Source organism: Corallococcus sp. bb12-1 (assembly GCF_026626765.1).
Taxonomy (GTDB): Bacteria; Myxococcota; Myxococcia; order Myxococcales; family Myxococcaceae; genus Corallococcus; species Corallococcus terminator.
On the sequence record NZ_JAPNJZ010000001.1, the window covers coordinates 533,649 to 555,951 of the forward strand.

The 22,303-nt window shown below is 71.1% G+C and carries 18 protein-coding genes; 7 read left to right on the top strand and 11 right to left on the bottom strand.

The window, feature by feature from the left end; translation table 11 throughout:
* Positions 1–71: 71 nt before the first annotated feature.
* The 6 genes from OV208_RS02200 to thiL form a co-directional block, all read right to left on the bottom strand.
* Complete coding sequence (locus tag OV208_RS02200) at positions 72–668, bottom strand: chemotaxis protein CheC (protein ID WP_267572116.1); 597 nt, start codon at positions 666–668, stop codon at positions 72–74.
* Positions 665–3,019 (bottom strand): chemotaxis protein CheA, encoded by a 2,355-nt coding sequence (locus OV208_RS02205; protein ID WP_267572117.1) that lies wholly within the window; start codon positions 3,017–3,019, stop codon positions 665–667. The genes OV208_RS02200 and OV208_RS02205 overlap by 4 nt, the downstream gene beginning before the upstream one ends.
* Positions 3,020–3,081: 62 nt before the next feature.
* Positions 3,082–3,450 (bottom strand): response regulator, encoded by a 369-nt coding sequence (locus OV208_RS02210; protein WP_014400067.1) that lies wholly within the window; start codon positions 3,448–3,450, stop codon positions 3,082–3,084.
* Between the two features lie 71 nt (positions 3,451–3,521).
* Positions 3,522–3,944, bottom strand: a complete 423-nt coding sequence (locus tag OV208_RS02215; protein ID WP_120537920.1) for a chemotaxis protein CheW — start codon at positions 3,942–3,944, stop codon at positions 3,522–3,524.
* A 43-nt stretch (positions 3,945–3,987) separates the two neighbouring features.
* On the bottom strand, positions 3,988–5,361 hold the full coding sequence (locus OV208_RS02220) for a methyl-accepting chemotaxis protein (RefSeq protein ID WP_120541639.1): 1,374 nt from the start codon (positions 5,359–5,361) through the stop codon (positions 3,988–3,990).
* Between the two features lie 65 nt (positions 5,362–5,426).
* Entirely contained in the window at positions 5,427–6,389 is a 963-nt protein-coding gene (thiL, locus tag OV208_RS02225; protein WP_267572118.1) for a thiamine-phosphate kinase, read from the bottom strand.
* A gap of 150 nt (positions 6,390–6,539) precedes the next feature.
* Between thiL and OV208_RS02230 the strand changes: the two genes are divergently transcribed.
* Both OV208_RS02230 and OV208_RS02235 read left to right on the top strand, forming a co-directional pair.
* Positions 6,540–7,673 carry an aquaporin gene (locus tag OV208_RS02230; RefSeq protein ID WP_267572119.1) on the top strand — a complete coding sequence of 378 codons (1,134 nt, stop codon included), beginning with the start codon at positions 6,540–6,542 and terminating at the stop codon, positions 7,671–7,673.
* Between the two features lie 85 nt (positions 7,674–7,758).
* The gene (locus OV208_RS02235; RefSeq protein ID WP_267572120.1) at positions 7,759–9,102 is read left to right on the top strand and encodes an MgtC/SapB family protein; all 1,344 of its coding nucleotides are present in this window, start codon (positions 7,759–7,761) and stop codon (positions 9,100–9,102) included.
* Positions 9,103–9,117: 15 nt separating this feature from the next.
* On the opposite strand, the gene OV208_RS02240 is transcribed toward OV208_RS02235, so the two are convergent.
* A complete protein-coding gene (locus tag OV208_RS02240; protein ID WP_267572121.1) occupies positions 9,118–10,620 on the bottom strand; it encodes an ATP-binding protein in 1,503 nt (500 codons plus the stop codon).
* The gene (locus OV208_RS02245; protein ID WP_267572122.1) at positions 10,617–11,336 is read right to left on the bottom strand and encodes a GTP-binding protein; all 720 of its coding nucleotides are present in this window, start codon (positions 11,334–11,336) and stop codon (positions 10,617–10,619) included. The genes OV208_RS02240 and OV208_RS02245 overlap by 4 nt, the downstream gene beginning before the upstream one ends.
* 272 nt (positions 11,337–11,608) lie before the next feature.
* Between OV208_RS02245 and OV208_RS02250 the strand changes: the two genes are divergently transcribed.
* The 5 genes from OV208_RS02250 to OV208_RS02270 all read left to right on the top strand — a co-directional run bounded on the left by OV208_RS02250 (position 11,609) and on the right by OV208_RS02270 (position 18,261).
* Entirely contained in the window at positions 11,609–12,145 is a 537-nt protein-coding gene (locus OV208_RS02250) for a GNAT family N-acetyltransferase (RefSeq protein WP_267572123.1), read from the top strand.
* A 179-nt stretch (positions 12,146–12,324) separates the two neighbouring features.
* On the top strand, positions 12,325–14,136 hold the full coding sequence (locus OV208_RS02255; RefSeq protein ID WP_267572124.1) for a type IV pilus twitching motility protein PilT: 1,812 nt from the start codon (positions 12,325–12,327) through the stop codon (positions 14,134–14,136).
* A 1-nt stretch (position 14,137) separates the two neighbouring features.
* The gene (locus OV208_RS02260; RefSeq protein WP_267572125.1) at positions 14,138–15,244 is read left to right on the top strand and encodes a type IV pilus twitching motility protein PilT; all 1,107 of its coding nucleotides are present in this window, start codon (positions 14,138–14,140) and stop codon (positions 15,242–15,244) included.
* Between the two features lie 151 nt (positions 15,245–15,395).
* Positions 15,396–15,815, top strand: a complete 420-nt coding sequence (locus tag OV208_RS02265) for a DUF5684 domain-containing protein (protein ID WP_267572126.1) — start codon at positions 15,396–15,398, stop codon at positions 15,813–15,815.
* Positions 15,816–16,215: 400 nt separating this feature from the next.
* Positions 16,216–18,261, top strand: coding sequence for a TonB-dependent receptor plug domain-containing protein (locus OV208_RS02270; protein WP_267572127.1), 2,046 nt, complete (start codon positions 16,216–16,218; stop codon positions 18,259–18,261).
* Here the strand turns inward: OV208_RS02270 and OV208_RS02275 are convergent.
* The 3 genes from OV208_RS02275 to OV208_RS02285 all read right to left on the bottom strand — a co-directional run bounded on the left by OV208_RS02275 (position 18,215) and on the right by OV208_RS02285 (position 22,186).
* Positions 18,215–20,212: an ATP-dependent DNA helicase gene (locus OV208_RS02275; RefSeq protein WP_267572128.1), complete on the bottom strand. Its 1,998-nt coding sequence runs from the start codon at positions 20,210–20,212 to the stop codon at positions 18,215–18,217. The two genes, OV208_RS02270 and OV208_RS02275, sit on opposite strands and share 47 nt — an antisense overlap.
* A gap of 184 nt (positions 20,213–20,396) precedes the next feature.
* Complete coding sequence (locus tag OV208_RS02280; RefSeq protein WP_267572129.1) at positions 20,397–21,185, bottom strand: hypothetical protein; 789 nt, start codon at positions 21,183–21,185, stop codon at positions 20,397–20,399.
* Positions 21,182–22,186: a site-2 protease family protein gene (locus OV208_RS02285; RefSeq protein ID WP_267572130.1), complete on the bottom strand. Its 1,005-nt coding sequence runs from the start codon at positions 22,184–22,186 to the stop codon at positions 21,182–21,184. The genes OV208_RS02280 and OV208_RS02285 overlap by 4 nt, the downstream gene beginning before the upstream one ends.
* Positions 22,187–22,303: the final 117 nt, after the last annotated feature.

Sequence of the window (22,303 nt, forward strand, 5' to 3'; positions counted from 1 at the left end):
CCCTCTACCCCACCCGCCCCCGGTGCTCCAGGCGCGAGGCGGCAGGAGTCTCCCCCCAGCCCTGGAAGCCCCTACAGGCCCAGCCGGGCCAGCAGCGCCTGGGTGCTGCCGCGCTCCAGCACCAGCAGCATCCGCCCGCCCAGCGCCGTGGGGGCCGTGGCCGTGAAGTACACGGCCAGGACCACCACCGGGCCCGGGCCTGAGTCCACCTCGCCCAGGACGTCCGCCAGCACCGGCCGCACCGGGCCGCGCTCCAGCCGGGGCACCGTGGGCAGCAGCCTCCAGCCCGTCAGCCGTCCAATGGCGGACAGGCACGCGCTGGCGATGATGTTGGCCGCCTCCGCCAGGGCGCTCTCGCGCTCCTCGGGGGACGCGGGCTGGCCTCGCACCAGCACGGACTCCAGCGCTTCTCCGTCGTGGGGCGGCAGGAGCAGCACCAGCGCGCCGCGCAGTTCGCCCGTCATGCCCAGGCGCACGGCGATGGCGGGGCCGTCGTCGCCCAGGAGGGCCGGCCCTTCCTGGGTGCTGGTCAGCCGCACCTCGGGGATGGACAGGTCCACACGGCCGCCCATCATGCGGGCCAGCGCGTTGGCACCGTGGCCGCAGCCGATGTTGGCCACCTCGCGCAGGGCGTCGAGCTGCGCGTCGCTGGGCAGGGGCGGACTCACGCGGTCAGTAACCTCGGAACGTCCAGGATGAACACGGGCCGGCCATTGCCCAGGATGGTTACCCCGGACAGGCCTGGCAGCAAGTCCAGGGGTCGGGACAGGGGTTTGAGGACGACTTCCTCCTGCCCCAGGAGGCGATCCACCGCCAGCGCCACCTTGCCGGTGCCAGCCTCGCCCTCCATCACCACGAAGGGCCGGAAGCCCGGCCGGGGCGTCGCGGGCACGCCCAGGAGCACCTCCAGCGGATGCACCGGCAACAGGCCATTGCCGTGGGGCAGGAGCGCCGTCTCCCGGCTGCGGCTCAGTAGCTCCGGATCCGCCTCCGTGGCGCCCACCACCTTGGCGATGGGCAGGCCGAAGATCTCCTCCCCCACCTGCACCAGGAGCAGGTGCACCACGGCCACGGTGAGCGGCAGCCGCAGGGTGAAGACGGTGCCCCGGCCGCGCTCGCTGTCGATTTCGAGCGTGCCGCCCACGCTCTCCACCACGCGCTTGACGGCATCCATGCCCACGCCGCGCCCGGAGATGTCGGTGAGCTCCTTGGCCGTGGAGACGCCAGGGAGGCACGACAGCAGGTAGGCGTCGCGGTCCGCCATGCGCGCGGCGGCCTCTTCCGTGATGAGCCCGCGCTTGAGCGCCGAGGCCTTGAGGCGCGCGGGGTCCATGCCCCGGCCGTCGTCCTCGATATCGATGATGACCCGGTCGCGCGCGCGGCGCACCGTCACCAGGACGCGGCCACGCACGGACTTCCTCGCGGCCAGCCGTTCCTCCGGGGACTCCAGGCCGTGGTCGATGCAGTTGCGCAAGAGGTGCAGGAGCGGGTCGGCCAGCTCGTCCAGGATGGCGCGGTCCAGTTCGATTTCCGCGCCGGTGATGACCAGTTCGACTTCGCGCTCCTTGCGGCGGGCCAGGTCGCGCGCGGCGCGGGGCAGCCGGTCGGTGATGAGCGACAGCGGCGTCATGCGCGCGCTCATCACCTTGTCGTGCAGGTCCTTCACCAGCGTGTGCAGCCGGTAGACGCCCTCTTCCAGCGCGGGGCGCGTGTTCTCCGGCAGCTCCTTGCCCACCTCACGCAGACGGGCGGTGGCGAGCATCAGCTCGCCCACCGTGTCGAGGAAGTAGTCGAGCAGCTCCGTGCGCACGCGCACCGTGCGGGAGCCGGCGTCGGCGCTGGCGCGCGCGCTGTCCGACGTCGGCGGGGCGACGGAGATGATGGGCGGTTCGGGGACGGCCTGGGAGACGGAGACGACCTCCACCTCGGCCACGTTGCGCAGGGCCGTCTGGATGCCGGCCTCGCCCACCGCGGTCTCCAGGTCCACCTGGATGTAGCCGTCGGGGATGCGCCCGGCCTTGAGCTCCTCCAGCGGAGGCCGCAGGTCCACGAGCGTGCCCAGGGTGGACAGCCGCTTGTGCACGAGGAACGCGCGCACGCCCGGCACCTGGCAGGAGGGGGAGATGCGCAGCCGCACGGACCAGCGGGGCCCGCTGGCACGGCCGTCCACGCCCACGGTGGCGGCGGCCTTGAGGCCCGCAACCAGCGCCGACACGGAGGAGGAGGGGTCGACCTCCGGGGGCACGCGCGCCAGGGAATGACTGGTGGGAGCACCGTAGAGGGCCTCCGGGCTGCTCAGCTCGCGCGGCGGCATCAGGCTGGCGGGAGGAAGGACCGCCAGGGCCGAGGACCCCACCGCACCTGAAGCGCCCGGAGCCTCCCGGTTCGCCCCGGAGTCCACTCCCGAAGTCCCGGACGCACCGCCCGAAGCGCCGGAGCCCGTCGCGTCTGACGCCACACCGCCCGAACCCGATACAGAAGCCCCGGAGCCACCGCCGGCCGAGGACTCGCCCGCCGCACCGTCTCCCACGGCCCGCGCGGTGTCATCCCCGGAGGCCGCAGCAGCCCCAGCGGACGCATCCGCGGGCTTGAGCACGGTGACCTGGGCCACCCGCGTCACCCCAGGAGCATGCCCGGTGAGCGCCCGAACGCGCGCCCCCAGCTGTTGCAGCAGGGATTCCGCCTGCTCCGGCTCACGGCTGGACGCGACGGCGCGCACCTGGGCCGTCAGCGTGTCCGCGGCACTCAGGAGCAGGTCCACCAGGTCCCGGTCGAGCAGCTTCCGGTCCCCACGCACGGCGTCCACCAGGTCTTCCACCCGGTGCGCCAGCATGGCGATGGGCTCGAAGCCCATGGACGACGCCATGCCCTTCACCGAATGGGCGTGGCGGAACATGGAGTCCACGGTGCTGGCGGTGGCCTCCCGTTCCAACTCCACGAGGTCCCGCCCGAGCGCCTCCAGGTGCTCGGTGGCCTCGGAGATGAAGAGGCCCAGGTACCGGGACATGTCCATCGTCATGACCCGGTACCTCCCACAGGCGGACGGAACCGCGACCCGGGCGGGCGCGGCCCTGCGTCAGCTCAGGCCTCGCCCAGCACCTTCTTGACGACCGCCAGCACGTCCTCGGCCCGGAAGGGCTTGACGATGAAGTCCGAGGCGCCCGCCTCGATGGCCTCCATCACCAGACTCTCCTGCCCGAGCGCGGAGCACATGATGACCACCGCGCTGCTGTCGGCCTTGATGATTTCCCGCGTCGCTTCGATTCCGCTCTTGAACGGCATCACGATGTCCATCGTCGTGAGGTCCGGTTTCAACTCCTTGAACTTCTCCACGGCTTCCAGGCCGTTGGCCGCCTCACCGACGACCTCGAACCCTCCAGACGCAAAGATGTCCTTGATCATGTTGCGCATGAAGATGGCGTCGTCGACGACCAGCACCCGCTTAGCCATGTGAAGAACTCCGCCTCCGTTTCAGGCCTAGAGGGAGCGCACCCTATCACCGGCCGTTTCCAGGGGGCTACTCACTTGGAGGGAGTGAACAAGGCAACGACCGCCGCATCAAGTCCTTCCGGATCCAACACGGTCACTCCCAGACCGCCCAGGCGGGCAACGCCACGAACCGCGGGCATGACCTTGCCCGGGGCCGCGCTGACGCGCTCCACCGCCTCGATGCCGTCCACATCCGTCACCAGGAGGCCCAAATCGCGCCGCCCCCGGTCCAGCAGTACCACGCGGCACAGCGGTGTGGGGCCTTCTGGCAGATGCAAGAGCTGCCGCAGCTCCACCACCGTCACCACGCGACCGCGCAGGTTCATCACTCCAGTGATGGCGGAAGGGGCCCGGGGTACGCGGGTGTAGCGCTCCGGAGGCACGACGACCTCCCGGACCGCCGACAAGGGCAGCCCGTAGCGCTCCTTCTCTACCCGGAAGATGACGTGCCGCACGGTGAAGGACCCTTTAGCAGAGGCGGCGGGGCCGTCCGGAGCCCTAGGGGCCCAGGCGGAAGCTGCGCACCACGCTCTGCAGTTCCACGGAGAGGTTGGTCAGCTCGCTCGCCAGCGACGTCATCCGCGACACCGCGGCCGTCTGCTCCTGGATGACGGCCTGGATGGCCTCCGTGGAGCTGGCGTTGTTCTTCGCCACGAGCTTGATCTCCTCGATGGCCTTCACCATCTCCTCGCTGCCCTTCATCTGCTCGCGGGTGCTGTCGGAGATGAGCGTCACCTTCTCCGCGCCCTTGCGCGCGGTGTCGGTGATGGCCCCCATGGAGCGCATGATGTCGGTGAGGTCCTCGCGGCCTTCGGCCAGCTCCGCGATGCCTTCCTTCATGGCGCTCACGACGGAGGTGGACTGGCCGGAGATGTCGCGCGCCAGGCGGGAAATCTGTTCCGCGGAGCGGCCCGCGCTCTCCGCCAGCTTGCGCACCTCGTCGGCGACCACCGCGAAGCCGCGGCCGTACTCGCCGGCGCGCGCCGCTTCGATGGTGGCGTTGAGGGCCAGGAGGTTCGTCTGCTGGGCCACCTGGGTGATGGCGTCGACGATCTTGGAGATCTCCTGCGTCTTCTCGCCGAAGGCGAACACCTGCTGGCTGGCGGATTCGATGCGGTTGAAGACCTTCTTCACCTTGTCGCCCGCGAGCTTCGCCGCCTTGGAGCCGTCCTCCGCGCTGCTGCTCGTCTCAGCGGACGTGCGGGCCGCGTCCAGGGCGCTCGCCGCCGTGCGCTGGATGCTGCCGGCCATCTCCGTGATGACCTTGGAGGCCTGGGAGACGAGCTGCGACTGGGTCTCCGCGCCGTTGGCGATCTTCTCCATCGACGAGCCCACCTCCTCGGTGGACCCGTTGACGTTCTCCGCCGAGCGCTGCAGGTCGATGGCCGTGTCCGCCACGCTCTTGGCGGTGTCCTGAATCTTGCCGACCAGTTCGCGCAGGTTCTCCTGCATGCGGGAGATGGCGCCCGTCAGCTCGTCGATTTCGTCGCGCGTGCTGTGGACTTCCGCGGCCACGGGCTTGGACAAATCACCCTGGGAGATTTCAAACGCGGAGCGGCTGAGCACCTTCACGCGGGTGACGCGCGCCAGCAGCGAGGGCAGGTACGCCGCGCCACCGAAGGTGATGAGCACGCCCACGCCCACCCGGATGACGTAGCTCCAGCGGCCCCAGGACGCGTCGAAGATGCTCTCACTGCCCAGCAGCCACGTGCCCAGCAGCAGGCCCAGGACGATGTAGCCGGTGGTGATCTTCCGGTGCAGCGACTGCTCGCGGACGACCTTGGGACCCTCGACGGCGCGCAGCATTCGCTGCACGGGGTCGCGCCGGGGGGTGAGACCTGAGGAGGGGTCGTCGCGAAGGGGGCGGCGCACGGAGTGCTTTCAGCTGGGAGGGGCAGGAAGCAGCCCAGGGGTTTAGCCTTGCTGTCCGGTACGGGTCAATCATCCGCCAGGGTCTGCCTGCTTGAACGGGCGAAGTGATCGAAACCGCCGGGCGGGGTCAGCAGGCGCCCGGAGCCGTCCTTCAGGGCCCATTCGCGCTCCCGGGTGAGCACGCCTATGGCGGTCACCCGCTCGCCCGCGCGAGCGCACGCCCGCTCGAACGCCGGGGCCTTCGAAGGGGGGATGGCCAGGAGCAGCTCGTAGTCCTCGCCGCCCTTCAGGGCGCCTTCGGGGCCCAGCGCCGCGCGCACCGCCGGTGACAGGGGCAGCCGCTCCAGCTCCAGCGCGACCCCCACCTTCGACGCGGCGCATAGATGACCCAGGTCCTGGGCGAGGCCGTCGGACACGTCCAGGCCGGCGGAGGCGAAGCGGGCGGCGAGGCGGCCCAGGGCGACGCGGGGTTCGGGGCGGCGCTGGCGGCGCACGGCGCTTCCCCGGCGGAGGCCCGCCTGGAGCTGCTTCAGGCCCAGGCGCGCGTCGCCCAGGGTGCCGGAGACATAGAGCCGGTCCCCGGGCCGGGCGCCCGCGCGGGTGATGGGGGGGTGGGACAGCTCCCCGGTGGCGGTGAGGGTGACGGACAGCTCGCGCGCGGAGGTGAAGTTGCCGCCCACGAGCGCGATGCGGTGCGCCGTGGCGAGCGCGGCCATGCCCCGGCCGAGCGCGGACAGGTGCCGCGCGGGGAAGTCCTTCGGCAGCGCGAGCGCGCAGACGAACCAGCGGGGCGTGGCGCCCATGGCGGCCAGGTCCGACAGGTTCACCGCGAGCGCCTTGTGGCCGATGTCGCCGGGAGAAAACGTGGCGCGGGTGAAGTGCACGTCCTCCACCACGGCGTCGGTGGTGACGCACAGCGCGCCCTTCGACGGGGCGAGGACAGCGCAATCGTCCCCCGGACCGACGGGCACGCGGGCTTTGGGAAAGCAGGCGAGGAAGCGTTGGATGAGGTCGAACTCACCGGGCATGGAAGGCCACAGACCATGGCCGCTCCATGGGACGCAATGGTGACGCGCGCGGGACGCCTTCCCACCGTGGAGCGTCCTCAAGCGAACCGGCGGGCGCGGGGGCGGCGCGCGGCGTTGACGGTGTCAGCCCCGCGAGGCATAGCAAGTGGAGTGTCTTCCTCGCCCGTGCCCCTGGACCTGCGACGCCGTCTCGCGACGGAAGCGCTGGGCTGCGGGCTGGTGGTGGTGGCGCTGGAGGGTTCACACCACGTCGCGGAGCACCTGGGCGCGAGCGCCACCGAGGGCCGGCTGTTCATGTCCCTGTCGTGTGGCGCGGTGCTGGCGTGCCTGCTGTGGGTGTTGCGGCCGTTGTCCGGCGCGCACCTCAACCCGGCGCTCACGTTCGCGGACGCGCTGGGGGACCGCACGCCGTGGCGCGAGGTGCCGCTGTACGTGCTGGCGCAGCTCTTCGGCAGCCTCATGGGGCGGCTCGTCGCGCACCGCATGTGCAACGAACCGCTGCTGCTCACCGCGAGCCCGCCCACGGCCGACGGGGCCCGGTTCCTCACGGAGATGGTGGCGACGTTCGGCCTGCTGGTGGTGGTGCGCGGCTGCGTGCGCACGCGTCCGTCGGCCACGCCGCTGGCCATCGCGGGGTATGTGGCCGCGACGGTGTGGTTCACGGATTCGCGCTCGCTGGCGAACCCCGCGCTGGTGCTGGCCCGCGCGGCCAGTTCGCACGTGGGCGTGATGAACCCGCTGGAGGTGGAGTCCTTCGTCGCGGCGCAGCTCCTGGGCGCGGCGCTGGCGGTGTTCCTCTTCCGCTGGCTGCTGGGAGGCGCGTCGAAGCCCGCCCCTGCGTCCGACGCGGCGATGGAGACCGTCGTCTTCGAGTGCGCGGACGCAGGGCCCGCGCACCTGGCCGCCGCGCTCTTCAACACGCTGGCCCATCCGGACCGTGCCCGCGCGGTGGTGACGCCGCCGGTCGCGAGCGGTTCGGAGCCCCCGCCGGCGGTGGAAGCCCTGATGCGCGATTCGCACCTGCGCCCCGCGCCCTTGAGGGACCGGGGGGTGCCCGCGTCGCACTACGTGCTCATCGAGGTGGCGGGACAGGCGCCGGGCATGGACGCCCGCGTGCGCGAGCGCTGGTCACTGCCCGCGCTGTCGTTGACGGACGAGGCCGGCGCGCGGGCGTTGCAGGCGGCCCTGCGTCCCCGGATCCTCCAACTGCTCGCGCGACGGGGCTGGGAGCGGCTGCACGTCGTGAGCGGCCCCGCGCCCGAGGGCCCGCGCGCGCTGACGTGAGGGGCGCGGTGGCGCGCATGACGGGATGCGGCGTTGACGTCGGCGCGAGGGGCGAGCATGACAGTTCGACACCGAGGAACCGCGCATGATGGAAGGTCTTCCCCCCGTCGTCTCCTGGCCGCCGCTGCAGACATTGATGCGCCTGACGCTCGCGCTCGCGGTGGGCCTGTTCGTCGGGCTGGAGCGGGAGTGGCGCGGCAAGGAAGCGGGCCTGCGCACCTTCGGCTTCGCGGCGCTGCTGGGCGGCATGGGCGGCCTGCTGGGTCCGAACTTCGCGCTGATGAGCCTCGCGCTCCTGGGCGTACTCCTGTGCTTCCTCAACTGGCAGTCCCTGCGCGCGAACGGGGGCGCGGAGCTGACCACGTCCGCCGCGCTGCTCGTCACGGGCTTCACCGGCGTGCTCTGCGGCCTGGGCCACACGGTGACGCCCGCGGCGGTGGCCGTGACGACGGCGGGCCTGCTCGCGTGGAAGGAGCGGCTGGCCACCTTCAGCCATAAAATCACCGCCGAGGAGCTGCGCTCGGCCATCCTGCTGGCCATCCTCGCCTTCGCCATCTATCCGGTGCTGCCCGCGCAGCCGGTGGACCCGTGGGGCCTCATCGAGCCGCGCGCCGCGTGGGTGACGGTCATCCTCATCGCCGCCATCGGCTTCGTGAACTACCTGTTGTGGAAGGTGTTCGGCGCGCACGGCGTGGAGGTGACGGGCTTCCTGGGCGGGCTGGTCAACAGCACCGTCACCGTGGCGGAGCTGGCCAACCGCGTGCGCGAGTCCGCCGGGCGCCTGCTGGACGTGGCCTACCGGGGCGTGATGCTGGCCACCGCCGCGATGGCGCTGCGCAACGCCGTGCTCCTGGGCCTTTTGTCCTTCCGCGCGCTGGTGAACTCCGCCATCCCGCTGGTCCTCATCCTGCTGTCCAGCACGGGCCTGGCGCTGATGCGCTCGCGCACCGAAGCCCCACCCGGCGCCGAACCGCCCGCCCTGCCCCTCAAGTCCCCCTTCTCGCTGCCATCCGCGCTGAAGTTCGGCCTCATCTTCCTGGCGCTCCAGGTGGTGGGCACGGTGGGCCAGACGCTGCTGGGCCGCTGGGGCTTCTACGCGGTGAGCGCCCTGGGAGGACTCGTGTCCAGCGCGTCCGCGGTGGCGTCCGCCGCGTCGCTGTGCGCCAACGGAACCATCTCCCCCACGACGGCCGGGGTGGGCGCCATCATCGCGTCGCTCGCCAGCGCCGCCATCAACTTCGTCCTGGTGGCGCGCGTGTCCGAACAGCGCTCGCTCACCCTCAGGCTGGGCCGCGCCCTGGGCGTCGTCATGCTGCTGGGACTCGCGGGGGCCTTCGTCCAGACGCGCCTGCCCACGCTCATGCCCGCCCTGCCCGAAGCGCCGGGACTGCCGCCGCATGCGCCCCCCGCGCCGGATCCGACGCAGTAGGAAGCGGCCTCAAGCCTAGAAGCGGTCCGGCTCCGGCAGCGGCGGCGCGGCGGACAGGCCCCGGTCCTGCATCGGCGGGTGCAGGGGTAGCTGGACGATGAAGCGCGAGCCGTGGCCGAACTCGCTCTCCACGCGCACGCGTCCGCCGTGCCCCTCCACCAGGCTCTTCACGATGGCCAGCCCCAGCCCCGCGCCGCCGAACTCGCGCGTGGAGCTGCCGTCCACCTGGTAGAAGCTCTGGAAGATGCGCTCGAACTCCTCGGTGCGGATGCCCACACCGGTGTCCTCCACGCTGATGCGGTAGCCGGGCACGCCCAGCTCCTGCTGCATCGCCGCGTCCGACAGCGTCACCTTCACCCGGCCGCCCGACGGCGTGAACTTCACCGCGTTGGCCAGCAGGTTCACCACCACCTGACGAAGCTTGTCCAGGTCTCCCGCGAGCCTCGGCTGCGGCGTGTGCGGCAGCCGCACCTCCAGCTCCAGGCCCTTGCGCTGCGCCTGCGGCAGCACGCTGGAGACCGCCGTCTGGATGATGTACCCGGGGTCCACCGGCGCCATGGACAGCCGCAGGCGGCCGGCTTCAATCTGGCTCAGGTCCAGGAGCGAGGAGATCATCGAGAGGAGCGTTTCGCCCTTCTCCACGATGGTGCGCACGTACTGCAACTGCTCCGGGTTGAGCGGCCCCGCCAGCCCCTCCGCCATCATCTCCGAATAGCCGAGGATGGACGCCAGCGGCGTGCGCAGCTCGTGGCTCACCGTGCCCAGGAAGGACGACTTCAGCCGGTCCAACTCCTTGAGCCGCGCGTTCGCCTGGATGAGCCGCGCGTTCTGCGCCTCCAGCTCGCGGTGCACCTCCAGCGTGGACTCCAGGTGGAGGTGCGTGGCCAGGTACGACTTCTGTCCGCTGGCGACGAGCGCGCCCAGCACCAGGCCGAAGTGGCCCAGCACCTGCGCGGCGGTGCGCTCCGGGACGCGGCGCACGCGCGCGAGCAGCTCGTGCGCCCGCTCCAGGTCCAGGCCCTGGATGCCGGTGAGCGTGTCCGGGAAGTCCGTCAGCTCCTCGGGCGTGAAGGGCCCCAGGATGACCCGGCCCAAGAGGTCGCCGTCCCAGCGCACGGGCATCACCACGTAGCGCAGGCCGGTGAAGCACGTGAGCGCGATGAGGCCCGACGCCTCGGAGGCGTCTCCTCCGTCCGCCACCCGCCCACCGGACTCCGGGAGGACGGGGCCGTCCTTCACCCGGCCCACCATCGCGGTGCACGCGTGGCGGCCGTCCGGGAAGGAGAAGACGTAGGCGCAGAAGTCGCCGTGGCCCACCTTCACGTCCGCCAGCTTGGTGCCGCGCACGTCCAGCACCTTGATGCCCACGCGGTACAGGTCGCTGAAGCCCTTCACCACTTCGGAGAAGGACGGCAGGTCCAACAGGTCCCCCAGCGACAGGCGACGCTGGAGCGCGGATTCGCGGCGGGGTACGCCCACCGTGTCCCAGGGGCCTCCTCCGGATGACGGGCCGCTCATGGCGGACTCCCGCTCGCCCGGCTGGTGGGCTGGGGTGCGTAGCGTCCCTCCAGGGCCGTGCCGGACAGGTCCACGTGCCGGAAGATCTGCCCCAGGAACTCGTCCTCGGTGAGCCCCACGTTGCGCGACAGGTGGGCCCGCAGCTCCAGCGAGCGCCAGGCCGCCTGCGCCACGGCGTGGAAGGTCTCCACCACGCCCTCGCCCCGCACCGCCACCGAGCCCACCACCGGCTGCGAGCCCTTGCGCTGGATCTCCTCCAGTTCAGCGTCCGTGAGGCTGTCGGGCAGGTCGCGCTTGTTGAACTGGATGACCACCGGCACCTGCTGCGGGTCCAGCTCCATCTCCCGCAGGTTCTCCTGGAGGTTGCGCCAGTAGGCGTTGTTCTCCTGGGACGCGTTGCGCCGGCTGTCCGCGATGAAGACCACCGCGTCCGTGCCCTGCAGCACCACACGCCGCGTCGCGTTGTGGATGACCTGGCCGGGGACGGTGAAGAGCTTCACCTTCACCTTGAAGCCCGCCGAGGTGGAGAAGAAGACGGGCAGCAGGTCGAAGAAGAGCGTCCGGTCGTCGTGCGTGTCCACCGACAGCAGGCGACCTCGCACATCGGGCCTCGCCCGGGCATGCAGCTTGCGCAGATTGGTCGTCTTCCCGCTGAGCCCGGGGCCGTAATAGACGATCTTGAGCGTCAGCTCTCGCTGGGCGTGGTTCAGTTGCAAGGGGGAGGACTCGGACCGAGGGGGATTCGGTACCCGCTTTTTATAATGGCCCCGCGCCTCGCGCGGAAGGCCGGTCGCATGCCGTACGACAGAGCGGTAAGCATCCTCCCGGAATGGAGTCCGCGCGAGTGGCGTTTCGAGAGATTCCCGCTCCTCGATCCAAGAGGAGGACGTCTCCCCACACGGAAAAGAGGACACTGTGCGCGGAATGATCGCGTGCACGGGTACGGGGGGACCGGTTAGGATCGCGGACGCGACGGAGGAGCAAGGCGATGACGATGAAGCAGGTGGATCCAGGCGTCGAGGTGGTCCCCACGCCGGTGATGGACGTGGCGAACCTCCCCAATGACCTCGTGAACGGGGTCAAATTCGGTCTGGCCACCGACGAGGACCTGACCGCGGTGTCGGCCTTGCGCGCCAACTCCGAGCCCTGGAAGGGGCGCGGCGAGAGCCAGGAGGACAGCCTCAAGGCCCTCACGCAGCTCAAGCCCTTCCTCCATGTGGCCCGCATCCAGAATCAGATCGTGGGCTACGTGACGGTGGAGCGCGACGGTCCGGTGCCCGGGGCGGCGTACCTGCGCAACATCGTGGTGAAGCCGGAGCTGCGGCGCCACGGCGTGGGACAGAAGCTGCTCAACAAGGCGCTGGACGTGGCGCGCGACATGTACCGCAAGACCATCGCCCTGCGCGTGGACCCCGCGAACGCGCCCGCGGTCGGCTTCTACCGCAAGGAAGGCTTCACCACGGTGGCCACGGTGGTCTCCAAGAAGTCCGGCAAGCTGCGGCTCCTGATGTCGCGCGAGCTGTAGTCTCCCGCGCATCCGACGCGGCAGGTTGTACCCGACGGGAGGGGCCCTCACACGGCCGCTCCCGTCGTGCTTTTTCAGGGGACCCCCCCGGGTATTCTGGAGCGCGGCGGTCGACTATCCTGCGGGGGTTCCACCCCGCCGGGCCTGACGCACGGCAGCGGTGGGGCCACCGCCCCCGAATGAAACCGCTCGCAGAGCTGCTGCGTCACCTGTCGCGTCCCGGAATCACCGAGCTGGCCCTGGCCAGTGGCCGTCCGCCCATGGTGCGAAACGCCACCGGCTACGAGCCCGTCGACCCGGGCGCCCTCACCACCGACGAACTCGTGAAGGCCCTCCAGGCCATGGTGGGCATGGCGCGAGCCTCCACGGTGTCGGAGACGCCCGTGCAATGGACGGTGAACGCCACCGGCCTGGGCGCGCTCAGCATCGCCGCCGTGCGCCGGGGCGAGCTGATGAACGTGCGCCTCACGAAGAGCACCGAGGGCGCGGCGCAGGCAGCCCCGGCCGCGCAGGCCCCGGCTGCGGCTCCAGCGGCCCCGGCCCCCACGCGGACGCCCTACGGTGGCATGCCCGCGGTGTCGGCCCCCGCCGAGGCCGTCGCGCGCACCGCCCAGGTGGGTGGCCCGGCACCGGCCGCCGCGCGAATCTCCGCCCCGGTGGCGGCCCCTGCCAGGGCTCCCTCGGTCACGGCTCCGACGGAGGTCTCCGCCCGCGCCCCCCACGCCGCGCCGGCCCCCCAGACCCCGGCGTCCGCGCCCTCCGCCACCGCGCATGCGCACGCCGCGCCAGTCGCCGCGCGTGCCATTCCCATCTCGCGTGCGACCTCCGCGCCGGGCCGCGACCTGGCCGTGCTGTTGGAGCAGGCGCGCAGCATGCTCGCCAGCGACCTGCACGTGGTGGCGGGACGGCCGCCGCTGTTCCGGCTCGCGGGGGAGCTGCAGCCGCAGGACACGCCGCTGTCGCCGGAGACGGTGGAGCGGCTGCTGCTGCCCATCATCCCGGAGCGCCTGCGGCCGGTGCTGGAGAGGGACGGCAGCGTGGACTTCGCGCTGGACTCCGAGGACACCGGGCGATTCCGCGTCAACGTGAACCGCCAGCGCACGGGCCTCAAGGGCGTCTTCCGCGTCATCCCCCGGGAGATTCCCACGCTGGAGTCGCTGGGCCTGCCGGCGGACATCGCCAAGGCGACGCACCACCACCAGGGCCTCATCGTGCTCACCGGCCCGTCAGGCCACGGCAAGACGGCCACGCTCGCGGCGCTGCTGGACATCATCAACCGCGAAACGACGCACCACGTGCTCACCGTGGAAGACCCCGTGGAGTACGTGCACCCGCGCAAACGCGCCCTCATCAGCCAGCGCGAGGTGGGCAGCAACACCCGCACCTTCGCCAGCGCGCTCAAGGGCAGCCTCCGCGAGGATCCGGACGTCATCGTCGTGGGCGAGCTGCGCGACACGGAGACGGTGCGCATGGCGCTCGCGGCCAGCGAGACGGGCCACCTGCTCATCAGCACCATGAACACGCCCAGCGCGGCGAAGACTATCGACCGGCTCATCGACCTCTTTCCCCCGGCGGACCAGGGGCAGGTGCGGCTGTCGCTCTCCAGCGGCCTGCGCCTCATCGTCAGCCAGCGGCTGATGCCCAGCGCGGACGGCAAGCGCATGGTGGCCGCCGCCGAGGTGCTCCCCGGCTCCATGGCCCTGGGCAACCTCATCCGCGACAACAAGACGTTCCAGATTCCGTCGCTCCAGCAGCGAGGCAAGTCGCTGGGCATCATCCGCTTCGAGGACTCGCTGGCGGACCTGGCGAAGTCGGGCAGGGCGACGCTGGAGACGGTGAAGGGCTTCGCGGAGAACCCGGACGAAATCGAGGCCATGGTGACCGGCAAGCGTCCCGGCGCCGCCGCCACCGTGCCGGCACCCGCCACGCCCCAGGAGGGCGCGCGGATGCTGTCCAAGGTGGGCTCACTGCTTGGCAAGAAGGGCGCCTGACATGACGGACACGCCTCGCATCGCGACCTGGTTCGACGTGCTGCTCGACAAGAAGGGCAGCGACCTGCACATGGCCGTGGGCTACCCGCCCCTGGGCCGCATCCGCGGCGAACTGGTGCCGCTGCGCGACGAGCCCCTCACCACCGAGGAGCTGGAATCGCTGCTCTTCGAGCTCTGCTCGCCCGAACAGAAGCGGCAGATCACCGAGGAGCTGGACCTGGACTTCGCCTACGGCTACGGGACGAAGGCCCGCTTCCGCGCGAACTACTTCTACCGGATGACCGGCATCGGGGCCGTCTTCCGCACCATTCCCAGCAAGGTGCTGTCGCTGGAGGAGCTGAAGACGCCGGAGGTGGTGCGCAAGATGGCGGACCGCCGCAGCGGGCTGGTGCTGGTGACGGGCCCCACGGGCAGCGGCAAGTCAACGACGCTCGCGGGGATGATCAACCACATCAACAAGACGCGCGCCTCGCACGTGCTCACCATCGAGGATCCGGTGGAGTTCGTGCACGACTCCATCAAGGCCCAGGTCACCCACCGCGAGGTGGGTCCGCACGCGTCCAGCTTCGCCACCGCCATCCGCTCCGCCGGCCGCGAGGACCCCAACGTCATCCTCATCGGTGAGTTGCGCACCAGCGAGACGATGAAGCTGGCGCTCCAGCTCGCGAGCTTCGGCGTGCTGGTGTTCGCCACGGTCCACACCAACAGCGCGCCCGCGACCATCGACCGCATCATCAACACCTTCCCCGCGGACGAACAGGGCCAGGTGCGCGGCATGCTCGCGGAGTCGCTGGCGGGCATCGTCGCCCAGCAGTTGCTGAAGACCGCGGATGGCAAGGGCCGCGTCGCCGCGCTCGAAATCCTCGTGGGCAGTGCCGCCATCGCGGCGATGATCCGCGAGGGCAAGGTGTTTCAGATCGCATCCAAGATGCAGGCCGGCCAGGGCCAGGGCATGCAGACCCTGGACATGCACCTGGAGCGGCTGATGAAGGACGACGTCATCCTCCCCGACGCCGCGCTGGAGAAGGCCCAGGACAAGGAGAACTTCGTGAAGGTCATCCAGCGGCTGAAGCCGGACTGGGAAGTCCCGGAGACGCTGAAGGCGTGAAACACGGGTGTCTCAGGTTTTGAGACAAGGCCGGCCTGGGGGTGAAGGAATTTGCATTCCTCCCCCTACTTCGCGAATTGTTCGGCACTGAACCGGGACATCGACCGGCCTTCGGGCCGGGGTCCTTACACTTCCGAGGGGGAAGTCCGTCATGAATGAAGAGCAGCTTGAGATGATGCAGCAGATGCAGGAGCAGCAGAGCGCGGGTCCCAGCATCGTGGTCACCATCATCTACCTGGCCATCATGGCCGCGATGATCGCGGGCATGTGGAAGACGTTCGCCAAGGCGGGCGAGCCCGGCTGGGCGGCCATCGTGCCCATCTACAACATCTACGTCATGACGAAGATCGTCGGCCGTCCGGCCTGGTGGATCGTGCTGGCGCTGATCCCCTGCGTGAACTTCATCGCGCTCATCATCCTCGGCATCGACATGGCGAAGTCGTTCGGCAAGGACACGGGCTTCGGCATCGGTCTGGGGCTGCTCGCGCCCGTCTTCTACGCCATCCTCGGCTTCGGCGACGCGAAGTACCAGGGCCCGGCCGCCGCCGGCGGTGGCGCGTCCGCGGCGTAGTTCCCGCGCGGGGCCTGCATCCCGGTCCCGGAATGACGGCGGTGGAGTGGCCTTCTCGGGTCCCTTCACCGCCGTTCGTGTTTTCAGGGGAGCGCCCGCGAAGTGTCGCTCCGCGTTCGGTGGAGCCCGGCCCGGAGGACAACGCGTTCCGCGAGGACGGCATCTCCGATAGAGCGGCGGAATGAACGGCCCGCGCGCCCCTTTTCATTCGTTTGTCATACCGCTCCAACGGTGCGCGCTCTGCTTCCAGGCCAGCGCGCTGGCGCTGCTACTCCCCGGTCTCGCGGCGGCGCAACCGGCGCCGCATTCTCGCAGCAGGGATGGAGCACCCGTCACCCCGCGACAAGTCCAGGACGGCGACGCAGCAGACACACCCGCCGACACCGAGGACTTCAGCATCGTGTCCCCGAGCGAACCCAGCGCTCCCGGCGGGACACGGACCGTCGTCACGGCGACGCGCCTGCCGCGCCCGCTGCGCGACGTGCCCGCCACCACGGTGGTGATTCCCCGCGACGAAATCCAGCGCAGCCCCACGCTCACGCAGGACGCGCTCGTGCGCACGCTGCCCTCCGCGGCCACCTTCCGCCGCACGCCGTCCCTCGTCGCGGATCCCACCGCCCAGGGACTCAACCTGCGCGGGCTCGCGCCCTCCGGCGTCGCGCGGGGACTCGTGCTGCTGGACGGCCTGCCGGTGAATGACCCCTATGGAGGCTGGGTGTTCTGGCGCGCCCTGCCCCGGCTGGGCCTGGACCGCATCGAGGTCGTCCCCACCGGAGGCTCCGCGCTCTACGGCAGCGCCGCGCTGGGCGGCGTCGTGCAGCTCATCTCCCAGCCCATCCGGGGCGCCATCGACGCGGACCTGTCGGTGGGCAACCAGGGCACCGGCTTCTTCGGCGCGCGCATCGCGGACCGCTGGAAGCGCGTGGGCATCTCGCTGGAAGCCGAGGGCCTCACCAGCGATGGCTACCGCATCGTCCCCGAGGGCCAGCGCGGCGCCATCGACGGCGACACCCCGTCCCAGCACTTCACCGGGCAGGCACGCGTGGAGGTGCGGGCCACCGACGACCTCTTCCTCAGCGCCCGCGCCGGCCTGTTCCGCGAGACGCAGAACGGAGGCACCCGCTACACCGTCGCCCGCGTGGACCTCGCGTGGTTCACCGGCAGCGCCCGCCTGCGCACGGAGGACACCGGCACCTTCGAGCTGGGCCTCTACGGCCGCACCCAGGACTTCGCCCAGGACCGCGCCCGCGTCAGCGCGGACCGGAACACCGAGTCCCTCTCCGCGCACCAGGACGTGCCCGCCAACGACCAGGGCGGCTCGCTCGTGTGGACCGGACCCGACCTGACGCTCAGCGGAACGCACGTGCTGGCAGCCGGGGTGGACGCCCGCCGCGCCGCCGGCACCGCGGAGGAGCAGCTCTTCCCCGCCACGTCCACGCCCACGGCGCTCCTCGCGCGCACCACGCGGGGGACCCAGCTCTCCGGCGGACTCTTCGTGCAGGACCTCTACACCGTGTCCCCCGCGCTGGAGTTCGCCGGCACGCTGCGCTGGGACCTGTGGCGCAACCAGGACGGCTCTCGACAGGAGCGCCGCGCGGATGGCGACACCACCGCCACCGACTTCGCGCCCCGCACCGCCAGCCAGCTCAGCCCGCGCCTCGCCGCGCGCCTGCGCCCGCTGGACTGGCTCACCCTGCGCGCCTCCGTCTACCGGGCCTTCCGCGCGCCCACCCTCAACGAGCTCTACCGCCCCTTCCAGGTGGGCACCGTCCTCACCGCCGCCAACCCGGACCTGGGCGCCGAACGCCTCTGGGGCACCGAAGCCGGCGTGGAGACCGTGGGCCCCGGCGGCATCACCGGCCGCGTCACCGGCTTCTGGAACGTGCTCGACGCGCCCGTCACCAACGTCACCCTGGCCACGCCCCTGCCCGACGGCACCACCCGCCAGCGCCAGAACCTGGGACAGGCGCGCGTGCGCGGCGTGGAGCTGGGCACGGACTGGCGCCCCGCCCGCCAGTGGACGCTCCTTGCCGCCTATACCTTCGTGAACCCCGTCGTCACCGAAGCGCCCGGCCAGCCGGAGCTCGTGGGCCGCCAGCTCCCGCAGGACCCCAGGCATCGCGGCTCGCTCAGCGTCACCTTCGATGAGCCGTCGCTCCTCACCGCCACCGCGCAGCTTCGTGTCGTGGGCCCGCAGTACGAGGACGACCTCAACACGCGCGGCATGGGCGGGGCCGCCATCGTGGACCTGTTCATGTGCCGCCACCTCTTCTGGTACGTGTCCGCCTTCGCGGCGGTGGAGAACCTGTTCGACCGGTCCTACCTCGCGGGCCGCGCGGGCGTGGACACGCTCGCCCCACCCTTCCAGGCGCGCGTGGGCTTGCGCCTGCGCGACGGCGTCAACGCACGGTTCTCAGAGGCGGAACGGGGCGTACCGGTCCATTGAACCAGCGGCTCAGCTCCGTCGTGTCCTCCATCCGCTTCGCGGGCGGAAGGCTGGAGAGGAACACGCGGCCGTAGCCCTTGGTCACGATGCGGCGGTCCAGCATCGCCACGATGCCCCGGTCCGCCTGCGTGCGGATGAGCCGCCCGAAGCCCTGGCGCAGGGCCAGCGCCGCCTGCGGCAACTGGTACTGGTCGAAGGGCTCCTCGCCGCGCGCCTGAATCTGCCGGATGCGCGCGGCCACCAGCGGGTCCCCCGGCGACGCGAACGGGAGCCGGTCGATGATGACCAGGCTCAGCGCATCCCCGGGCACGTCCACGCCCTCCCAGAAGCTGTGCGCGGCGAAGAGCACGCTGGGCGTCTGCCGGAAGGACTCCAGGAGCTGCGCCTTGGGCCGCTCACCCTGGAGCAGCGCCTGATAGGGCAGCCGCGTGGCGGTGAGTTCATACGCGCGCACCATGTTGCGCAGCGACGTGAAGAGCACGAAGGCGCGCCCGCCCGTCACCTCGCACAACTGGATGATCTCCTCCGCCGCCGCTTCGATGAAGCCCGGGGCGCTGGGGTCCGGCAGGTGCGTGGGCAGGTACAGCGCGGACTGGCGCGGGAAGTCGAACGGGCTGGGCACCGCGAGCGTGCGCACGCGCGTCACCGGCTGCCCCTCCTCGTCGTACATGCCCATGCGCTTGGCGAAGAAGTCGAAGCGGCCATCCGCCGCGAGCGTCGCGGAGGTGAACACCACCGTGTCCAGCGCGCCGTAGAGCCGGTCGCGCAGCTCCTTCGCCACGTCGATGGGGTTGGCGCGCAGGAAGATGCCCTTGCCGCGCGCCTCCGCCCAGTACACGTGTTCGGAGGACTCCGCCTTCTCCAGGAAGGTGAGCTGCTCCACCATCTCCTCGGCGCGGCGGTGGATGGCGGCCAGCTCCGCCTCGCGCTCGCCGCCTACGAAGGACGCCAGCGCGGACAAACCTTCGCGCACCTGCTCCAGCGCGCCGGACAGCTTGCCCATGGTCTCCGGGCGCAGCGCGACGGTGGACTCCTGGCTGGAGAACCCCAGCGCGCGCGGGGCCTGGAGGAACAGCGCGTCCGCGTGTGAGCGCACCCGCTGGGCCAGCGCCGCGAGCGTCGCGTGCCGCTCATCCTTCACCGGCAGGGCCGCCACCGCGTCGCGCGACAGCTCCTCCAGCCGGTAGTTGGAGACGCTGTAGCCGAAGTGGCCGCTGGCCACGTCCTCCAGCGCGTGCGCCTCGTCGAAGACGACGGCCTCGTAGAAGGGCAGCACGCCTTCGGTGCGCTTGCCGGAGCTCCTGAGCGCCAGGTCCGCGAAGAACAGGTGGTGGTTCACCACCAGCAGGTTCGCGACCTCCGCGCGCTTGCGCATCTTCGTGACGAAGCACGTCTCGTACTGCCCGCAGCGCGAACCCAGGCACGTCTCCGACGTGGTGGACAGCCGCGACCACGTGGCGAAGGACTCCGGCAGGTCCAGCTCCGCCCGGTCCCCCGTCTCCGTCTCCGTCACCCACCGCCTGAGCAGCGGCCACTGCTTCGCCTCCTCGCGCGAGACGAACTGCGGATCCTTCTCGAAGGACTCGTAGCGGTGCAGGCAGAGGTAGTTGCCCCGCCCCTTGAGGTAGGCCGCCTCGAACTGGAGCCCCAGCTTCTCGCTGAGCAGCGGCAGGTCCTTGAAGAACACCTGGTCCTGCAGCGTCTTCGTCGCGGTGGACACCACCACCTTGCGGCCCGACAGGAGCGCTGGCACCAGGTAGGCCAGCGTCTTGCCCGTGCCCGTGCCGGCCTCCGCCAGCAGGTAGCTGCCCTCGGAGAAGGCCCGCTCCACGGCGCGCGCCATCTGGAGCTGCTCCGGGCGGTGCTCGTACGCGGGCAGCGCCTGCTCCAGCGCGCCGCCAGGACCCAGCAGGCTGTCGACAGAGGGAGGACGGGGCGCGGGCGCGGACATACGGCGTTCTACCGGGGCAGGAGGGACGGGAGGCGAACGGCCCCGCAGGATAACAGCGCCCTCGGCCCTCCGCGCGTTCCCGACCACCGCTTCCACACCGCGTCCCCCGCCCGCCCGGGAAGCGGGCCGGCCAGCGCTTCGTGACCGGGCCCGCGAGCCCGCGAGCCCGCCAACCCGGCCCTGCCTAGGCGAAGGACCTGCGCACCATCTGGAGGAGCATCAGTACCAGCACCAGGGCCACCACCAGCACCGCGCCCATCACGACGTTCTTCACCTTGCGCGCGAACTCCGGCGACGGGCCGTCCGACGCGAGCGGCACCGCGGACGTCACCCGCCGCATCACCTCGTCCCGACCGCGCAGGGCCATGGAGTCGTCCGGGGTCCGCGCCAGCCGCAGGCGGTACAGCCGGCCGACCACGGCCAGCTCCCCTCGGCCCATCGCCATCGTCAGCAGGCGGTCATGCGGGGCCCAGTCGTTCCACTCCCGCATGAGCGCGTGCCATTCCGTGGCCAGCACTTCGGAGGGCTGGTGCTCCTCCGGCAGGAAGTTGGCGTAGACGAGCCCGCACTGCGCGCAGGCCCCCGCGTCCTCGGGAATGGGCGCCACGCACTTGGGACAGTGGCCCGGCGGCGCCTGGAACGGATCCCCTTCCGGGAGGACGGACCTCGCGGACGGAGCGTCGGAGCGCACCACGCGCAGCGCGGTGACGCTGGGCCGGGTGGACACCGGCGGCGCGGACGCGAAGGACGCCTCCACGGGCACGGCCACCGCGACGCCTTCGCTCCCACCGCGGACCGCGTCGTCCGGCCGGGGCGCGTCATGGCCCGGTGACGCACGCGGGGACGCGGCCTGGGATGGGCCCGCGAGGGTCCGGGCGCCACACACCCGGCACGTCACGGACAACTGGCCGGCCTCGACGTGGAAGGACTCCACCGGGCCCAGCCGCTCGCAGCCCTCGCACAGGTACTTCATGACAGCACCTCTCGCAGGGGGACGGGCATCGCGCAACCGATGAGCGCCAGCAAGCACAGCGCGCAGATGACCTTGCGCAGCGGACTCAGGGGCTCTTGCGGCTCCACCACCTCCGGGTGACCGAAACCCACGACCTTGCTCGCCACCACCAGCCACAGGCCCCACGAGGCGGTCACGAACACCGTGAGGAACAGCAGCACCCACGCCACGCCCTTGCCCAGCGTGCGGGCGCGCGGCCCGAACACCGCGAACGTCAGGTGCCCGCCGTCCAACTGACCCACGGGCAGCAGGTTGAGCAGCGTCACCAGCAGGCCGAACCACGCGGCGATGACCACCGGGTGCACCACCACGTCCTTGCCCTCGGGCACCGGGCCCAGCGCCAGCCACGTCAGCGCCTTCATGATGAGGTTGTCGCCGAACAGCGTCTGCCGCTGGGTGATGACGGCCTCCACCACGGGCGGCGCGTTCGTCAGTCGCTCCATCGCCCAATGCAGCAGGTTCTGTCCCAGCACCCACAGCGACGAGTCACCCGGGAACGTCGAAGGTACCGGCGGCGAGTCCACCACCGTGGAGTGCAAGAGGCCCCAGTAGAGCAGCGGCAGCGCCACCACCAGGCCCGCCAGCGGCCCCGCCGCGCCAATGTCCACCAGGGCGTTGCGCGTGGGGATGCGCCCCCTGAGCCGGATGACCGCGCCCAGCGTGCCCAGACTCCCGGGCACCGGCAGTGGGATGAAGTACGGCAGCGACGTGTCCACCTTGTGCCACCGCGCCAGCAGGTAGTGCCCCATCTCGTGCGAGCCCAGGATGCCGAGCAGCGACGCGCTGAAGGCCATCGCCTGCATCCGGTCCTCCGGCAGGAGCCCCGCTTCGCTGAAGGGAAATGAGCGCCCGAAGAGCAGCAGGTACGCGAGGAACGTCGTCCCCAGCGTCACCACGAACAGCAGGAGGTGCAGCCACACGCGGGGCGGGGTTGCGGGACGCGGAACGGAAACCGGGTGCATGCGCGAAGATGCCTCACGTCCGCCAAAGGGGCGACCTGTCCCCGGCCGCCCTGCGGTTGAAGTGTAGAACACAACTCGGATTACCCCGACCCGGGTCCTTGACTTGAAGTTGACTTC